The 17,561-nt window shown below is 38.1% G+C and carries 10 protein-coding genes and 1 tRNA gene; 4 read left to right on the plus strand and 7 right to left on the minus strand.

Annotated features, from left to right (window positions below; translation table 11 throughout):
• Nucleotides 1–371 precede the first annotated feature (371 nt).
• Entirely contained in the window at nucleotides 372–4,259 is a 3,888-nt protein-coding gene (gene hrpA / locus ACR30L_RS06350; protein ID WP_435237190.1) for an ATP-dependent RNA helicase HrpA, read from the plus strand.
• A 387-nt stretch (nucleotides 4,260–4,646) separates the two neighbouring features.
• Here the strand turns inward: hrpA and ACR30L_RS06355 are convergent, their stop codons facing one another.
• Nucleotides 4,647–6,281 (minus strand): response regulator, encoded by a 1,635-nt coding sequence (locus ACR30L_RS06355; RefSeq protein ID WP_435237191.1) that lies wholly within the window; start codon nucleotides 6,279–6,281, stop codon nucleotides 4,647–4,649.
• A 126-nt stretch (nucleotides 6,282–6,407) separates the two neighbouring features.
• Nucleotides 6,408–6,491 (minus strand) — tRNA-Tyr (locus ACR30L_RS06360).
• 125 nt (nucleotides 6,492–6,616) lie between these two features.
• Between ACR30L_RS06360 and ACR30L_RS06365 the strand changes: the two genes are divergently transcribed.
• A complete protein-coding gene (locus ACR30L_RS06365; RefSeq protein WP_435237192.1) occupies nucleotides 6,617–7,171 on the plus strand; it encodes a VC2046/SO_2500 family protein in 555 nt (184 codons plus the stop codon).
• 112 nt (nucleotides 7,172–7,283) lie between these two features.
• Here ACR30L_RS06365 and ACR30L_RS06370 read toward each other — a convergent pair whose 3' ends face one another.
• Nucleotides 7,284–8,894 carry an IS1634 family transposase gene (locus ACR30L_RS06370; RefSeq protein WP_435235549.1) on the minus strand — a complete coding sequence of 537 codons (1,611 nt, stop codon included), beginning with the start codon at nucleotides 8,892–8,894 and terminating at the stop codon, nucleotides 7,284–7,286.
• Between the two features lie 767 nt (nucleotides 8,895–9,661).
• On the opposite strand from ACR30L_RS06370, the gene ACR30L_RS06375 reads away from it, so the two are divergent.
• Both ACR30L_RS06375 and ACR30L_RS06380 read left to right on the plus strand, forming a co-directional pair.
• Nucleotides 9,662–10,699: an IS110 family transposase gene (locus ACR30L_RS06375; protein ID WP_435236394.1), complete on the plus strand. Its 1,038-nt coding sequence runs from the start codon at nucleotides 9,662–9,664 to the stop codon at nucleotides 10,697–10,699.
• A gap of 275 nt (nucleotides 10,700–10,974) precedes the next feature.
• Nucleotides 10,975–11,841 (plus strand): DUF808 domain-containing protein, encoded by an 867-nt coding sequence (locus tag ACR30L_RS06380; RefSeq protein ID WP_435237193.1) that lies wholly within the window; start codon nucleotides 10,975–10,977, stop codon nucleotides 11,839–11,841.
• 84 nt (nucleotides 11,842–11,925) lie between these two features.
• Here the strand turns inward: ACR30L_RS06380 and purU are convergent, their stop codons facing one another.
• The 4 genes from purU to ACR30L_RS06400 all read right to left on the minus strand — a co-directional run bounded on the left by purU (nucleotide 11,926) and on the right by ACR30L_RS06400 (nucleotide 17,231).
• On the minus strand, nucleotides 11,926–12,762 hold the full coding sequence (gene purU, locus ACR30L_RS06385) for a formyltetrahydrofolate deformylase (protein ID WP_435237194.1): 837 nt from the start codon (nucleotides 12,760–12,762) through the stop codon (nucleotides 11,926–11,928).
• A 56-nt stretch (nucleotides 12,763–12,818) separates the two neighbouring features.
• Nucleotides 12,819–13,304 carry a YchJ family protein gene (locus ACR30L_RS06390; RefSeq protein WP_435237195.1) on the minus strand — a complete coding sequence of 162 codons (486 nt, stop codon included), beginning with the start codon at nucleotides 13,302–13,304 and terminating at the stop codon, nucleotides 12,819–12,821.
• 231 nt (nucleotides 13,305–13,535) lie between these two features.
• Nucleotides 13,536–15,206 carry an asparagine synthase B gene (gene asnB, locus ACR30L_RS06395; RefSeq protein WP_435237196.1) on the minus strand — a complete coding sequence of 557 codons (1,671 nt, stop codon included), beginning with the start codon at nucleotides 15,204–15,206 and terminating at the stop codon, nucleotides 13,536–13,538.
• A gap of 423 nt (nucleotides 15,207–15,629) precedes the next feature.
• Nucleotides 15,630–17,231: a cation:proton antiporter domain-containing protein gene (locus ACR30L_RS06400; protein ID WP_435237197.1), complete on the minus strand. Its 1,602-nt coding sequence runs from the start codon at nucleotides 17,229–17,231 to the stop codon at nucleotides 15,630–15,632.
• Nucleotides 17,232–17,561 lie beyond the last annotated feature (330 nt).

The raw sequence follows: 17,561 nt of genomic DNA on the forward strand, positions 1-17,561 counted from the left end.
TATTTTGTAAAAATTTCACACTGTTTATGATTTTACATTTATGTTACATGTTGCCTCTGGCTGGAATTGGGCATTTAAAAATGATTCCTCGGAAAGTTTCTATTAACATTTCATATTTTATGCTTACTTATATACCAATTATGGCTGTTATATCATTGATGGTCGGTTTCAACGTGCTGTAATAGAAAAAGTAACGTCGCCGTCAGGGTGAAACCATTCCAAAGAAAGTAACAACAATAGCAACAAGCGAAAGCCTATAACAGGCTAATCAATCAGGCATCTGCCACACAACCAACCCAGAATCATAAAACCCTACCAATTTTCCTATTCCCTTGTTAGGATCGTCCTTTTAATCTCGTTAGGTAACTCCTTTGACCATTGCTGCTTCTACCCTCAAAAAACACCTTAAAAAAGCCCTCTATAAAGACCAATTTCGTTTTCAACGACGCATTGATGGTGCCTTAAAGCAAAAGACGGCTGAAAAAGTAGAAGAATCTTTAGTGAAAGTCGCCTGCGATATTCAATCTTCAATCGACCAACGTGAGTTTCGCTTAGCTAATTTACCAAAGGTGAGCTACCCAGAAAGCCTGCCCGTGAGTCAAAAGAAAGACGTGATTTTAGAAGCGATTCGCGATAATCAAGTGGTGATTATTGCCGGGGAAACGGGATCGGGGAAAACCACTCAAATCCCTAAAATTTGTTTAGAACTCGGGCGTGGTGTCAGCGGTATTATTGGTCATACCCAACCAAGACGTTTGGCTGCGCGTACCGTGGCAAATCGAATTGCCGAAGAATTAGACTCTACACTCGGTGAAACCGTTGGTTATCGTGTTCGCTTTACCGACAAGGTGAGCGACCAGTCTTATATCAAATTGATGACCGATGGTATTTTATTAGCTGAGATTCAAAATGATCGTTTTTTAAGCGAATATGACACAATTATTATTGATGAAGCCCATGAACGTAGTTTGAATATTGATTTTCTACTTGGTTATTTAAAACGTTTATTGCCACGTCGTCCTGATTTAAAAGTGATTATTACCTCGGCAACCATCGACCCTGAACGTTTTGCTAAGCACTTCGGAAGCCATGGTAAAGATGCCCCAATTATTGAAGTATCGGGCCGTACTTTCCCCGTTGAAACCTTGTATCGACCATTGGAAGAATTTGCTGGTGGCGATCAAATAGAAGGTATCTTCCATGCAGTAGATGAACTGCAGCGTATGGGGCGCGGCGATATTTTGATTTTTATGAGCGGCGAACGTGAAATTCGTGATACTGCTGAAGCGCTGATTAAACGGAAGCTACGTGATACCGAGGTGCTTCCGTTGTTTGCGCGTTTGAGCGTGGCAGAGCAGAATCGTATATTTCAATCGCACCGTGGTCAGCGTATTGTTTTGGCAACCAATGTGGCTGAAACTTCACTGACTATTCCAGGGATCAAATATGTTATTGATACCGGTACGGTGCGTATTAGTCGTTATAGCTATCGCACTAAAGTACAACGTTTGCCGATCGAACCTATTTCTAAGGCCAGTGCAAACCAGCGTAAAGGACGTTGTGGACGTGTCAGTGAAGGCGTATGTATTCGTTTATACGGTGAAGATGATTTTATTTCTCGTCCTGAGTTTACTGATCCTGAAATTCTACGTACTAATCTTTCTTCGGTTATTTTACAAATGTTATCCCTTGGTTTAGGTGAATTAAATCAATTTCCCTTTGTACAACCGCCGGAAGATAGAAATATTAAAGATGGTTTATCGTTATTAGAAGAACTTGGAGCCGTTAACCTTGAGGTTAAAGATCCGCGTAAAAAATTGACTGGATTGGGTCGGCAGTTGGCTAAATTACCGGTTGATCCGCGTTTAGGACGCATGATTTTAGCCGCGCAACAATTTGGTTGTGTGCATGAGGTTATGGTGATTAGTGCGGCGTTAAGTATTCAGGACCCGCGTGAGCGTCCATTGGATAAACAACAGGCTTCCGATGAAAAGCATCGTCGTTTCTTTGATAAAGATTCCGATTATATGGCGTTTGTGAATCTTTGGAATTATATCAAAGAGCAGCGTAATGAATTGTCGAGTAATCAGTTTAGAAAAATGTGCCAGAAAGAATTTTTGGCTTACATGCGCATTCGTGAATGGCAGGATATTTATGCGCAAATTAAACAGGTTACCGACGAGTTAAATATTAAGGTGAACGAGCAGGTCTCTGATTTTGACGCTATTCATCAAGCGTTATTAGCGGGTTTACTCTCGCATATTGGTTTTAAAGATAAAGACGCAGAATACCTCGGTGCACGTAATAGTAAATTCTACATGTTTCCTGGTTCAGGCTTATTTAAAAAACAGCCTAAATGGACCATGGTGGCAGAGTTAGTTGAAACTTCAAAACTATTTGGCCGGATTGCCGCGCGGATTAAACCTGAATGGGTTGAACAGCAAGCGCAACATCTGATTAAACGTAATTACAGTGAACCGCATTGGCAGAAAAAAACAGGCGTTGTTGGCGCTTTTGAAAATCAGATCTTGTACGGTTTACCGATTGTGGTTAAACGTAAAGTGACTTACACCAAAATTGATCCAACATTATGCCGAGAGTTATTTATTCGTCATGCTTTGGTGGAAGGGGAGTTTATTACCCGTCATCGGTTCTTTAAAGATAACCAAGCTTTACTTGAAGATATTGAAGAGCTTGAGCATAAATCACGTCGTCGCGATATCTTGGTTGATGATGAAGAATTATTTCAATTTTATGATCAACATATTCCACAGGACGTTGCGAGTGCAAGACAATTTGATAGCTGGTGGAACCGCGAGAAAAAACAACAACCTGAGTTATTGAATTTCAAGCGTGAAGAAGTGATGGCACACGACGCGGATAAAGTGACCGTAAAGGCTTATCCTGATTTTTGGCAGCAGGGGCCCTTTAAGTTGTCATTGAGTTATGCCTTTGAACCGGGGACCACTCAAGATGGTGTAACCGTTAAGGTGCCGCTGGCGTTATTGAATCAATTAACCAATGATGGATTTGATTGGCAAATCCCCGCATTACGTGAAGAGTTATTGATTGCTTTGATTAAAACCCTGCCAAAAGCCGTGCGTCGTAATTTTGTCCCTGCTCCTAATTATGCACAGGCTGCACTTGCTGCGATGGCACCTCTGCAAACCTCGTTATTAGAAGCTTTCGAAAAGCAGTTATTGCGTATGACTGGTGTGCGTTTACCTGAAAATGCATGGGATGTGAACGCTTTACCGACACATTTAAAAATGAAGTTTAATGTCGTTGATGAAAAAGGTAAAAGTATTGCTCAGGGCGATGACCTAGTTGTGCTTCAACAGACATTACAAGGTCAGGTAAAACAGACATTATCTAAAGTATCCAAAAAAGGTATTGAGAAAACGGATTTGCAGGCGTGGAGTTTCGGTAAATTACCGACCTCTTTTACAAAGGATCATGGTGGCTATGAAGTCAAAGCGTTCCCTGCATTAGTTGATAAAAATAAAAGTGTCGCCATTGAGTTATTCGATAGTGAAGAAAAAGCAGCGCAGGTGAATCAAGTAGGCTTGCGTCGTTTAGTGCTATTAAATGTGCCATCGCCAATAAAATATCTTCAACAAAGTTTACCGAATAAAGCTAAATTAGGTTTGTATTTCAATCCGTTTGGTAAAATACAAGATTTAATTGATGACTGTATTGCCTGTGCAGTTGATGCTATTTTAGCTGGTCAAGCTTCACCGCAAGTTGCCGATGAATTTGAAAGACAAAAAGAAAAAGTGCGTGCCGAATTAGCCGATCGTACACTGGTTATCACGCAATTGGTTGAGGAAATTTTAACCCTCGCCCATGCGATAAATAAGAAGCTTAAGGGGAAGATTGATTTAACGATGCTGGTTGCTCAAGGTGATATTAAATCACAATTACAGCGTTTGATATTCCCTGGATTTGCCTGTCAGGTGGGAGAACAGCGGTTACCTGATTTGAAACGTTATTTAATGGCTTTACAAAAACGTCTTGAAAAGTTGCCGATCAATCCTAATCAGGATCGTTTGCATACCATCGCGTTAAATGAACTTGAAGAACGGTATAGCGCGCTCTGTCAAACCATGATGGCCGATGAGAAAGATAATGCAGAATTGGCTGAGATTTATTGGATGATTGAAGAGCTACGCGTGTCGTTGTTTGCTCAGCAATTAGGGACGGCTTATCCGGTATCTGAAAAACGCGTTAAGCTAAAGCTTGCTGAATTAAAAGGATAACTGCTAATTTCAATCCGAGTGATGCAATATATACCCGTTACCATTCAAGATGCAGAAATCAGCAAGACGAGAGGTGAGCAGATTTTAGGCATAAAGGTGAAGATCTAACGGGTTAAATCGAGACTTTATAACAACGAAGATGTTTGCCTCTCGTCTTGCCCTGCGGGTCACTAGCTCGTTTCTTATAAACCATGGCAATACTGCGTTATAACATTCGATAAGGACTAGCCATTAAAGATGTAAAGTCTTGTTTTTACATCTACCGATAGAGGATTAACGCAGTTAATCGCTCGAAAGGTCATCATGTTACGCCTTGCCTTGGTATCCTAGCTAGTGACTGATAAACGCATCTTGATTGGTAACGGGTATATTATATTTGCGTTGCGGTTATTTTGCCTGAGCGAACTCTTTTTTCAAATTTTCGTATCGAATAAGATGTTGCTCGGGTAAATTGGTATTATTGAGTTGGTCAAAACTACGATTACATTTTTCGATTATTTCTGTCTTTTTGTTTTTAATATTCATTTTTAACATCTCAACATAGGCCTGAAGACGGTTTAACAAAACGCCTGAGTTGAGTGGTTCTAAATGTAATGCGCGATTAAAATGGGTAAGTGATTCTTCATATTGATGACGAGCAAAAGCTTCAATCCCTGCGCTATTATAGGATTTGAAGTTATTTATCCTATCTGCTAAATGTTGACCCGTTTGTTTTTCAATGGTTGCCAGGGTGATAGGGTCGCTTATGTCTCGTTGTTTTAGCTCATGTAAATAGGGCGTCGCATATTCAAATTCACCAATATCTAATAGGGAAAATGTACTTTCACAAAGAAACGTATTATCAAATTCATTAATAGGCCCTTCTTTTTTCCCCAGCGTATTTAATATTTTTCTTTTTGCTTTTCCCTTTTGCTCCAGTGTAAAGAGTACATTGGCCTGACAGAGTTCATCGAAGCCATTAAAGTCAAAATCTAAAATTTTCCCTTCTTCAAAACGACTTTGATAGAGCGTTGAGTTTACTTTCTTTAAAATAACTTTTCGCTCAGTCAGATCGGTTTCTTCCTTTGCATAATCAATAATACTGCGCACGTAATTAGCAAGATGACAGGGATCGGGATAAAAAGAACGGCGACTTAAGTTTAATATCGCTGCGTAACTTGAAATCATGATTTGATGCTCATTCATCTCCGTTGCAAGTAATGCTAATTCTTGATGGCGTTGAATACTATGATGGCTTATACGGGCTGCTTTGCTGAGTATATAAAGCGCGTCATCGTAGTTACCACTTTTCCGGTAGGAGCGAGCTAGCCATTGGTAAGCATCCATTTGTAATGGTGAACGGTGAATCACTTTTTTTAACAGTGTAATTGCATCGGGGTATTTTGCTTGTAGGTAAAAAAGTTTACCGAGATTGATCCCCGATCGCATTAATAGGCGTTTTTCTATCTGTTTTTGTAATAGGTTTTCCGCTGCATGGTATTGGTTATTGTCGATTAAAATATCGACCAACACATTTTCACAGATACCTCTGTATTTAGGATGATTTTTTATTTTATCTTTACACAGAGCAATCGCTTTAGGGGTATCTTTTTTTTCTAGAGCATCAAAGATATCGGCTATCATCTCTTTTTTATGAGCGGCGTTGCTGAGTCGATTAAATAATTGTTTTTGAGAAAAGGGTTTGATTAGGTAATCATCGGGGGATTTTTCAATGGCGGTCAATACCATTTCTTTATTGTTATCCCCCGTCAGGATAAAGAAAATAGCGTTTTTAGGAGCCAGTTTATTTTCTTTTAAATAATTAATTAATTGCGAACCATTTCGACCTGAACCGAGGTTGTAGTCAATTAGGTAAATATCAAATTTCTTATGCTGTACAAGGCGAATAGCAGTATCTGCATTATCAATACAGGTGATTTTCTCTGCGCCCTGATTGCTGAGCATAGTTTTGAGCATGACATGAAATGCTCTTTGGTCATCAACGATCAAAATACTTTTATTTTTATAGCTGAATGCTGCCATTTAGAAACTCGATTTATAATTGAATCTAAAGTGTAAATGAAGTTAAAGGTGATGAAAATACCAAAGTCAGAATTATATTGCGTTTGGATAAGGGGAGTATAGGTTAAATAAGAGAAGAATACGAAATGGTGGAGGGAGGTGGATTCGAACCACCGAAGCTTACGCGGCAGATTTACAATCTGCTCCCTTTGGCCACTCGGGAACCCCTCCATAATTTCGAGGCGCAATAATATCAGATTTATTGCACTTGTGAAGTAGAAAAAAGAAAAAAACGTTAAATAAAATCAGTTTGTTGCCGATAACTCTATATATATGGGATTAATCAGATAAATTGTATGAAAATAGAGCAAGAAAACTTAAATTTAGTCATTAATGAGTGGCAGTTAGGGCAACAGTTAAATACTGCTGTGCATAATGGCACCCGCGAAAAATTTAATTTATTGCTTAGTATGTTGTCCGATGATGCCCGTGATTTCTCCCAATTTACGCTACCTGCTGCTAATCAAATAACACCTGAACAGACTAAATCAAGTTTACGCGATGAATTCTCATTATCTGTAGCACAACCTTTGGTTAACAAGGGGATTTCTGTTGAGCAGGCAACCACCATGAACCAACATTTAGCTGCGAATAAATTAAGTTCTATTCGTCTTCAATATTTATTAAATAATGAAGCTATCTTATCGCGTAATGATAATGAGGTAATTGATAGTGATATTAAAGATAACTTATCTTTTCTGTCGCAGCACCGTTTAGTGGAAAGCTTACAACAAGAACCGACATCTCACGTTGCAGTTAATGAATCCGCCCCTGGTATTGATATTGATTTAATGCATGAATACCAAGCATTAGATCTAGACAATAAACCCATCACTGTGACTTACATGTAATTTGTACCAATCGTAATAATTAGCTGATCTATTTTGTTAGTTAAAATAGTTTATTTCTTTGTTGAAAGTTTCGTTAAGGGAACAACCATTTACCTGATATTCCGCACCGGTTTTAAGAATAAATTTGCCTGTATCTATCCCCCAGGCAATCAACAATAACTTGTTGCCGTTCTTGCCAATTTACTACCATAGGCGACTGGCTTTCCAGGTAGATTATCGTAACTCCTTGGAAGCATTGAAATACCCAGCGAGCGGTTGGATTCTGGGAAGGCTTTTTCTTTTGATCCGGGAAGTAAAGGTCTTTTTCCTTTAGCTTTTTGCGGATCAGATGCTCTAAGGAAGCGTATACCATCAAACAGGAAGTCATTACCATTAACAGCGCTTCTATTCGCTCTGGCTTTTTGATGAAAATTGAGCTTGTTAAGAAATCCGGACTTTTTAAAAAACGGAACCCTTTTTCAACTGATTGCTGCTCTTTATAAGTTTTAAGCACCTTATCCATTGTCAGGCTTTCATCAAGATCATTTGTTGCAATAATAAAGAAACCTAATTGTTTAAGTGCATTATCCCTTCTATCAAGAGGAGTAAATAAATTCCCTGTTATTTTGTATTCAACTCGCTCGGGAGCTTGCCCTTTTTTAGGTTGTCCTTTCTTGCCATAGATAGGGATCTCAACGGTTTCATCAATAACATCACAGTAAACTTGTTTCTTTCTCCACAACTCAACGGCTTGCTCTGCATCATGTTGACAGGCAAACCTTTGTTGTGAGAGTTTTTTAAAGGTCTTACGCTCCGCATCTGCTTTCTTCAGCATGCGTTTTGTTAAACTATGTGTTTCACGCTTTCTCGCTTGTTCACTGCGGATCAATAGCCACCTCTGCTTTATATCGCTGTAAGTCGATTGGTGCCAAGCTCCTGAGTAACCATTCCCCATATTTTTAAAATCAAGTTCAGAAGCCTGATTAATAAGGACTTTAGCTTCCCTCAATTTATGTGGGACACGCGTGATAAATAACTGATTTAGTTCATCCAACTCAGTAATGGTATCTTGCACATATAAGGCTGCATCTGCCACTAAATAACGGCAGGACTGCGCGGCTTTTAGACTTTTTATATGGGATTTGACTATCTCCTTGAATCCTTCCATATCATTAATGTTGCCACTGGCTGGCTTCATATAAACTGGGATCCCGGATTGGTTCTCACAAATCAGGTTGAGTACGACCTGATTAAGTTCAGGACGATGATCACGTGAATAGCCTTTGGTAATTTGAATAGGGTTAAGATCATCTTCATCATCGGATAACTTTTCCATACCATCGTAGTGAAAGCTTGTTGAGTCGAGATGAACAGAGTTGCATGGTAGCCCTAAGTGTTTAATAACAGCTTCACCTATATCTTGGTATAGTGATGAAACACCATGTTCGTATAGTGCATCAAGGCAACGACCTAACGCATCATCATTGATGTATTCAGCTTTTACTTCAGGGGCAATCAGACGGTCTAATGGTTTATCAGAAAAATACTCGCGATACATATGCAGTGTTCTGCCGGTAAATCCCAACCCATTGATTATCATAGCAATGAATAAGTTACCGAAACTTATTTTCCGCTGTTCACTTGTGCCAAGTGCTTGATCGATGATATTGGCAAGCTTGATTTCCTTACAAAATCCAGCAACTAATCCATGGTGTTCAAGTGATTTCGTGTATGGGTAAGTCATGATTTATCTCTTTGAAAAGAAAGTAATAGATCAAAATTGAGGATCCCGGTCAACAATTTTTTGAAATATCTGGATGTTTCGCTAGCCAGATCACGATTTCATAGCCATTTCATAGCCAATAGTAATAAAAATTCAGGTGCGGAATAACAGATTTACATCAACTTTTGCCTCAAACTAAATCATTTTTACAGCGCAAAATTTAGATCACATATTTAATACAATTGGTATTACACTCTTTAATTTCACTGAATAACATTTTGTGTGCATAACTCGCTATGCCTTTGATATCATATTGGTTGAAGGGGAAATGTGTCGGGAACACTTTATGTTTCGGTAATTTTAATCTTATAACATTGTTGTTAATCGATTGTCGTATTAGAGCATTTCCTCTATTAAATAGTGACGGATAAGTATTTAAAAAATAGGATAATATATCTAGGGGCTGTTTATCTTTCGTCGCCGTTCCTGCTGGAGGCTATTTTTTATTCTGGCAACGCGGAAAATTTAAGTAATAGCCATCTATAGTTAACATTTGACAACGCAGTCAGCGTAAAAAAGAGCCCCAGCCCTTCGGGTAGTGCCTAAAAATCACTCACTCTGTGTTGCTCAAAGCTTATTTAGAATGACTAAACCTCACTTTTCGCGCCTTGATTGAGTTATTTTTAGGCATTACAGGTTAGGCTACGAAAGATAAACAGATGTATGGACTCCCATCTCCCTCGGGAGTAGCGTAATAAGTAACCAAACTTTTACCAAGGAGTCCATACATGAGTAATTGTAATATTCTTGCTATTGATTTAGCAAAAAATTTATTCCAGGTTTGTAAAACAGATAAGCACGGTAATGTTATTTTCAACAAAATATTCACTCGAAAAAAATTAAAAGAATTGTTGATTCGAGAAAAACAATCTCTTGTTGCAATGGAGTCTTGCAGCGGTACCCATTATTGGGCTCGTTACGCAAAACAAGCGGGCCATCATGTTAAAGCGATTAATGCTCGGAAAGTAAAAGCGTTTCTTCAAGGACAGAAAACCGATGCGAATGATGCATTAGCTATTTCAGTTGCAGCTCGCCAACCTCATATTAAACCTAGCCGCTTAATATCAGCTGAAGAACAATGCTTGCAAGGTATTGAATGCATACGAGACCTATTGGTTAAACAGAGGATTAGTTTGAGTAATCAAATCCGCGCTTTATTACTTGAGCTTGGTCATAGTATTGCTCAGACAGATGCGCAACTGATGAAAAATATTCCGGATATTTTTGAAGATGCAAACAATGATTTAACACCTGCATTTCGTTTTTCACTGAATATTGTTTGGCAACGCTTTTTAAATACCATTGAAGAAATAAAATTGATTGAACAAAAACAAAAGGTATTAATTAGCCAGGATAAGACTTGCAAGCGACTACAAGCACTCGAAGGTGTAGGTCCAGTTTGTGCGATATTGATAAAAATAGCGTTAGGCAATGTGACTCACTTTAAGAACGGTCGTGAAGCCTCAGCTTGTTTTGGTTTAACACCCGTACAGCATAGTAGTGGCGGTAAAGAAAAAATAGGCTCAATCTCTAAAATGACAGGCAATAAAAAGCTGCGTAGTGCTTTGTATAAAGGTGCATTAGCTGTTGTCTCTCAACTAGAAAAAAGAGAAAGTCGGACTCAAAAAGATATTTGGTTAAAAAACTTAATTGCCCGTAGAGGAAAAAAAATAGCAGCGATTGCTTTAGCAAATAAAACAATGCGCACAGCTTTTGCATTATTAAAAAATGATCAAGATTACAAGCCACAATTATTGGTGGCTTAATAAATAGTCAAAAAGAGCGATTAAAAACAGGTAAGACCAACCTTCAATAGACTGTTAGGGTCTGAAGTTTAATAAAACTGCTCAACAGAAAAGTCATGAAGGTGCGAAAACATCAGCGGCCAGAGGTAGCTCCTCAAATTGAGCCCGTATATAAGCTAGCATCTAACCTTCGTTTATAATTTTTTTTGACATACGGTGGGAGTCCATATAAGACCCTAGGGCAATTTGGTTATATAATCACCGCCATATTTAACATTTAATGATAAGGATTATTTATGGCAACGGGATTTTTTGCTGTTTTTGATGATATAGCGGCACTACTTGATGATGCTGCAATGATGAGTAAGATTGCAACTAAAAAAACGGCAGGTTTGCTTGGTGATGATTTGGCAGTCGGCGCAGAGCAGGCGTCTGGTTTTTCAGCTAAAAGAGAATTACCTATTTTGTGGGCTATTACGAAAGGTTCATTTCGTAATAAATTAATTATCTTACCGATAGCATTTTTGTTAAGTGCCTTTGCACCATGGCTTATTATCCCGATATTATTATTAGGAGGATTATACTTAGGCTTTGAAGGTGCTGAAAAAATATATGAGTATTTCTTTCCTCATAAGCATGCCGCAACGATTCAAAAATCACTTTCTGAAGCCGAGTTGCTTATTTATGAAAAGAAGAAAGTGAAATCAGCAATTTTAACTGATTTTATTTTATCAATTGAGATAATTGTTGTCGGTTTAAGTACGGTGTTAGGGCAGCCCCTTGCTTTACAAATTATGGTTGTGTCTTTTGTTGCTTTATTGGCGACGATTGGCGTTTATGGTTTTGTGGCTTTGCTCGTGAGAATGGATGATCTTGGCTATAAATTATTAACACTTTCTGATAATAAAAATAGAGCATTGACTTGGTTTGGGCAAGCGCTTGTAAGCTCTTTACCAAAGATTATTCGTTTATTAAGTGTGGTCGGCACTATTGCTATGTTGTTGGTTTCTGGTGGCATCTTTGTTCATAATATTGAAGCACTTCACCATGCGGTAGCGTTTATGCCGAGTTTATTGGCAGAGCTTTTGGTTGGTATTGTTATTGGTTTATTCGTTTTACTGTGTGAAAAATTGATAATGAAATTACGTGGTAAACAACATTAAGCAGTGAAGAAATAACCGATTAAATCAAGACATGCCAGTATATAAAATGACTGCCGCTATATAACGCCAGTCATTTTATATCGATTATTTAAACACAACCGTACGGTTGCCATAAACAAATACTTTATCGTCTAATACCTGTTGTAATGCGCGGCTTAGTACTGAGCGTTCAACATCACGTCCAGCTTTCGCTAGATCTGCGGCACTGTATGCATGGTCTATATGTGCAATATCCTGGGTAATAATAGGTCCTTCATCAAGGTCATTATTAACAAAATGCGCCGTTGCACCAATAATTTTGACACCTCGGTCAAAGGCTTGTTGGTAAGGGCGTGCACCAATAAATGCGGGTAAAAACGAGTGATGAATATTAATAAGTTTATGTTCATAGGCAGCAACAAATGTAGGCGTCAGAATACGCATATATTTAGCTAAAATAACATAGTCTGGCGTATAAGGTGCAATAGCATCCATTACTTTTTGTTCGTGCTCTTCACGGGATAAGCCTTCATGGCTAACGGTGTGATAAGGAATATTGAATTTAGTGACTAACTCCTCAAGCGCATTGTAATTCCCAATAACCGCTGCAATTTCTACGTCAATTCCACCGTAGGTGCTCTTCATTAAGATATCACCTAAACAATGGCTTTCTTTAGTGACAAGGATAACGATGCGTTTACGTTTTTGAGAAATTAATGAGCGTTTAGAGCCTGGCGGTAAACTGTAATCAAGGTCAGCCAATAGCGTTTCATCATTGAAGTACCCCTCAAGTTCTGTGCGCATAAAGAAACGCCCATACTGATGGTCAACAAACTCACTGTTTTTGATAATATTTAATTGGTGTTTTTGACAGATATTCGTGATCTGTGCAATCAAACCTTTGCTATCTGGGCAATCGGTCCGTAGTGTTTTCTTTTCCATAGTAATCTCTGATGATGTATAGCAAATATACCAAGGTGTATTAGTTGGTCTTGCTTTTAGCTAATAATGTTTGCGCAACATTTTTTATATTTTTTACCGCTGCCACAGGGGCAAGGATCATTGCGGTTTATTTTACCTGATTTTTGTTCAGGATAAATATCTCCATCGCAATATAACCATTGTTTATCCAATTTGATAAAGCGAGAGCGTTCATGCAGACAGGATAATTGATTTTCATTGATATACCAGGCTTTAAATTCAACAAAACCGGTTGTGTCTAACGTGTCGGTTTCGATAATTTGAAGATTTTTCCATTCGACGGTTTTTTCTGCCAATTGTGTTGGTGTTAAATTGCCTCGGTAATCAGCATGATAAGTGTCAAAAAGATAATGACCTAATTGCAAAATATAACCACTAAAGCGAGAACGCATTAATTGCTCACAGTTAGTTGGATATTGTTGTTTCTGATGGAAGGGCTGGCAGCATTGCTGATAGGTTAATCCACTTTTACAGGGACAAGCTTGTTTGCTTAGATCGGTCATTATTTTCTTATATTAGTTTATACCAGCGGTAATAATTAGCTGATCCATTTTACGGATTGAAATTGTTTATTTCTTTGTTGAAAGTTTTGTAAAGGAAACAATCATTTGCAAAACTTTCATTTCGAACTAACGCATTTTTCCTGCGCAAAATTTAGAACATATATTTAATACAATTGGTATTATAAAAAAAGCGTTCAATAGAACGCTTTTATGGGTTAATTATTCTGCTATTTACTTCGCTTTGTATGCATCGTTATGTGAACCTGCAGCACGACCCGATGGATCTGCATTATTTGCAAAACTCTCATCCCAAGCTAATGCTTCAACGGTTGAACATGCAACGGATTTACCATGCGGTACACATTCAGCTGCACTATCAAGCGGGAAGTGTTCTGCAAAGATACTACGGTAGAAGTAAGCTTCTTTCGTATCCGGTGTATTAATTGGGTATTTAAATTCAGCATTTTCAAGTTGCTGATCCGTTACTTGTGTCTCGATATATTCTTTTAATGTATCAATCCAGCTGTAGCCTACACCGTCAGAGAATTGTTCTTTTTGACGCCATAGTACTTCATTTAATAATTCACCATCAAAAGCTTCACGAAGAATATTTTTTTCGATACGGCCATCTTTGATCATTTTAAGTTCTGGGTTGGTGCGCATTGCAACGTCTAGGAACTCTTTATCAAGGAATGGGACACGTGCTTCGATTCCCCAAGCTGCCATTGATTTGTTAGCACGTAAACAGTCAAACATATGAAGTTTTTCAAGTTTACGATTTAGCTCTTCATGGAACTCTTTGGCGTTTGGCGCTTTATGGAAGTATAAGTAACCACCAAATATTTCATCGGCACCTTCACCAGACAACACCATTTTGATACCCATTGCTTTAATTTTACGCGCCATTAAGTACATAGGTGTAGAAGCACGGATAGTGGTTACATCGTAAGTTTCAATGTGGTAAATAACTTCACGTAATGCATCAATACCATTTTGTACGGTAAAGATGATTGGGTGATGAACGGTGCCTAACTCGTCTGCCACTTTTTGGGCTGCAGCTAGATCAGGTGAACCTTCAAGACCAACAGAGAAAGAGTGAAGTTGTGGCCACCATGCGCCAGATTGGTCGTCATCTTCAACACGTTGTTTCGCAAATTTTTGGGTGATTGCTGAAATAACTGAAGAGTCTAAACCACCAGAAAGTAATACACCGTATGGGACATCACACATTAGTTGGCGTTTAACCGATGCTTCAAGTGCATCATGAATTTCTTTTGCACTGCCACCGTTGTCTTTTACTGCATCATATTCCATCCAATCACGGGTGTAATATTGTGTTAATTCACCGATTTCACTGTCTAGGTAGTGGCCTGCAGGGAATTCTTGAACTTTAGTACAAACGGGGGTTAATGCTTTCATTTCAGAAGCAACGTAGAAGTTGCCATGTTCATCCCAGCCCATGTAAAGTGGAATGATACCGATATGATCGCGTCCAATTAAATATTTATCTTTTTCTGCATCGTAAAGGCAAAATGCAAAAATACCATTTAGGTCATCTAAAAAGGTGTTACCTTTTTCTTCATATAATGCCAAGATAATTTCACAATCAGATTTGGTTTTGAATTTATAACCGCAAGTTAGTTCTTTTTCTAAATCTTTATGGTTATAAATCTCACCATTAACCGCTAGGATATGTGTATTATTTTCATTGTATAAAGGTTGTGCACCGGTATTTACATCTACGATAGAAAGACGCTCATGAACAAGAATCGCTTTGTCCGATGAATATACACCCGACCAATCTGGGCCACGGTGACGAAGTAGTTTAGACATTTCAATTGCTTGTTGGCGCAATGCGATAGGATCGCTTTTAATGTCGAGCACACCAAAAATAGAACACATAACGTTACCTTTTTTATTTTATTACTACAGTTAGGGAAACCTCCCCTAAAAGCGATCAAATATGATCTGAAAAAATGAGTTCAATGATTTTTGCAGAATATGACAGAAAAGTCACACTAATTCAGAACAATTCACACACAAATTTATGGATTAGCTGATTTTTTCTATTAATCCCCTTTCTAGAGGCCGCTGATCCATTAGATTTGCTCTGTTGAGATTGAGTTTTTTAATGATGGAACAAATAAATTGGCTTTATTACCTTAAGAGGTTGATTGACAATAATAAGTCATCGCCTTTTTTAGAGGCGTGAAACATCAGTATTATTTCTATTTCACTCGACTATTAATGTTCATGTATAGGGCTACATGTATTCAATTTAATTTTACGGCGTAGAAAAATAGGGTAATAGAAAAAATAGCAACCCTAATCATTTATTGTTAGTTGTGGACATAATTCAGAGCAAACATTACGAGCAAAACCTGAGCCTGCTTCAGTGTACATATTATAAACCGGAGCAACGCCTAGATTATTCAACTCTTTTTCGTCACTGGCTCGATGTGCAATGGCTGCTATTTGAAAATGATGTCCATCTATTTTATTCAATTGCTCTGCTGCAAATTTATTACCATTATGATCAGGCATAGCTAATAGGATTAGCTGAACATTATCTGTGATTTGTAATTTATTCCAAAAATCTGAGTCTAATGCATCGCCGGTAATAATACGTCGTCCTGCTTTTTGGTGTTCTAATGTCGTTTGAAAATCGTAATCGATGCCTAATACTTTATTACCATAGATAGTTTGTAATGCATCGTAGGCACTGGTGCCAATTCGACCCATTCCCATCACGAGTATCTCCGCATCACCAACACGAACAGGCCTATCTTCTCGGTGCAATCGAGTTGATTGAAAACGCTTGAGAGGCAGGGTAAAGCGGGTGTAGACCGCATCGGAATATTTATTAAGTAATGAAGCGATAATAAAGCTAAGTGATACCGTAATCGCGGTAATGGTTAGCCAGTCTTGGGTGATCCAGCCTTTGTGAGTTGCTATAGAGGCCACAATTAGTCCAAATTCGCTGTAACTTGCTAGGGTAAAAGATGTGAACAGCGAGGTTCTTGAGCGCAATCTAAAGTTAGTTAGTGTCACAAAATATAATGCGACTTTAACGAATAATAGGACCGATAAAATAAGAGCGATCATTAAATGATCAACATTAGGCAATCCGCCCAGCCCTATATTTAAAAAGAAGCAAATTAAGAAAAGCTCCTTCAGGTTAAATAATGCGTTGGCCATCTGTTTTGCACTTTTATGATTGGCGAGTAACATACCTGCAATTAACGCACCTAAGTCAGCTTTCACACCCACGGATTCAAATAAACCTGCACCAATAACAAGGGCAAGAAAGAAACCATATAAAACTAATAATTCTCCATGTCCAGCGCTATCAAGTAACTTGAATAATAGTGGGCGAATAAGGGGCAGTGCAAGTAAACACAGTGCCCATATGGATGGTAATTCACTAACGGAGAACGTTAAGAATAAGACCGCGAAAATATCTTGCATAATCAAAATACCAATCGCAATTCTGCCGTAAAGGGAGTTGGTTTCACTTTTTTCATTAAGGATTTTAACGGCAAAAACCGTACTGGAAAAACTTAGAGCAAAGGAAATAAGCAATAGTGACGGGAAGTCTAAATCGGAAATAAAAGTAATGCCGACCGTTTTGAAAATAAAGAGTAATAAAACATAAAATATAAGACTCGCAATTATATGTAAACTGGCTCCTCCCCAAACTTCTGCTTTAAATAATGTGCGCAGATGGAGTTTTAATCCAATGGTAAATAACAGGAGTGTCACGCCAAGTTCGGCAAGGGTCGTTAACTGTTGATTTGATTCATAACCACAAAAATTTAAGACAAAACCTGCGAGTAAAAAACCGATCATGGGGGGAAGACCAGTAAAATTAACAAACATCCCAAAGGTAAAAGCGGTTCCGATAAAGAGTAATAATGTAGTATCCATAGCGTTGAGTTCTCTTATCAATCAAATGCATCCGTTATTTTAGCAGGGTTTAGGTGCATTAAATTATTTTTATAGTAATACCAATCGTAATAAGTAGCTGATCTATTTTGCTGGTTAAAATAGTTTATTTCTTTGTTGAAAATTTCGTTAAGGGAACAACCATTAAAGAATTAATGTCTTTATATTAATTCTCACGTTAGAGGATTCACTTGTTAATCTCTCGGTAGTGGCAACTTTCGCCTCAAACTAAACCATTTTTCTAGCGCAAAATTTAGATTACATATTTAATACAATTGGTATAATTAATCCGTTAGATCGTTAACTTTATGT

Source organism: Psychromonas saccharinae (genome assembly GCF_051201515.1).
Lineage (GTDB): Bacteria > Pseudomonadota > Gammaproteobacteria > Enterobacterales > Psychromonadaceae > Psychromonas.

Bases quoted from the DNA above. Each gene is read 5' to 3' on its own strand.
- ACR30L_RS06355 (WP_435237191.1), bottom strand. From the start codon at position 6,281: ATGGCAGCATTCAGCTATAAAAATAAAAGTATTTTGATCGTTGATGAC.
- ACR30L_RS06365 (WP_435237192.1), top strand. From the start codon at position 6,617: ATGAAAATAGAGCAAGAAAACTTAAATTTAGTCATTAATGAGTGGCAG.
- ACR30L_RS06370 (WP_435235549.1), bottom strand. From the start codon at position 8,894: ATGACTTACCCATACACGAAATCACTTGAACACCATGGATTAGTTGCT.
- ACR30L_RS06375 (WP_435236394.1), top strand. From the start codon at position 9,662: ATGAGTAATTGTAATATTCTTGCTATTGATTTAGCAAAAAATTTATTC.
- ACR30L_RS06380 (WP_435237193.1), top strand. From the start codon at position 10,975: ATGGCAACGGGATTTTTTGCTGTTTTTGATGATATAGCGGCACTACTT.
- purU (WP_435237194.1), bottom strand. From the start codon at position 12,762: ATGGAAAAGAAAACACTACGGACCGATTGCCCAGATAGCAAAGGTTTG.
- ACR30L_RS06390 (WP_435237195.1), bottom strand. From the start codon at position 13,304: ATGACCGATCTAAGCAAACAAGCTTGTCCCTGTAAAAGTGGATTAACC.
- asnB (WP_435237196.1), bottom strand. From the start codon at position 15,206: ATGTGTTCTATTTTTGGTGTGCTCGACATTAAAAGCGATCCTATCGCA.
- ACR30L_RS06400 (WP_435237197.1), bottom strand. From the start codon at position 17,231: ATGGATACTACATTATTACTCTTTATCGGAACCGCTTTTACCTTTGGG.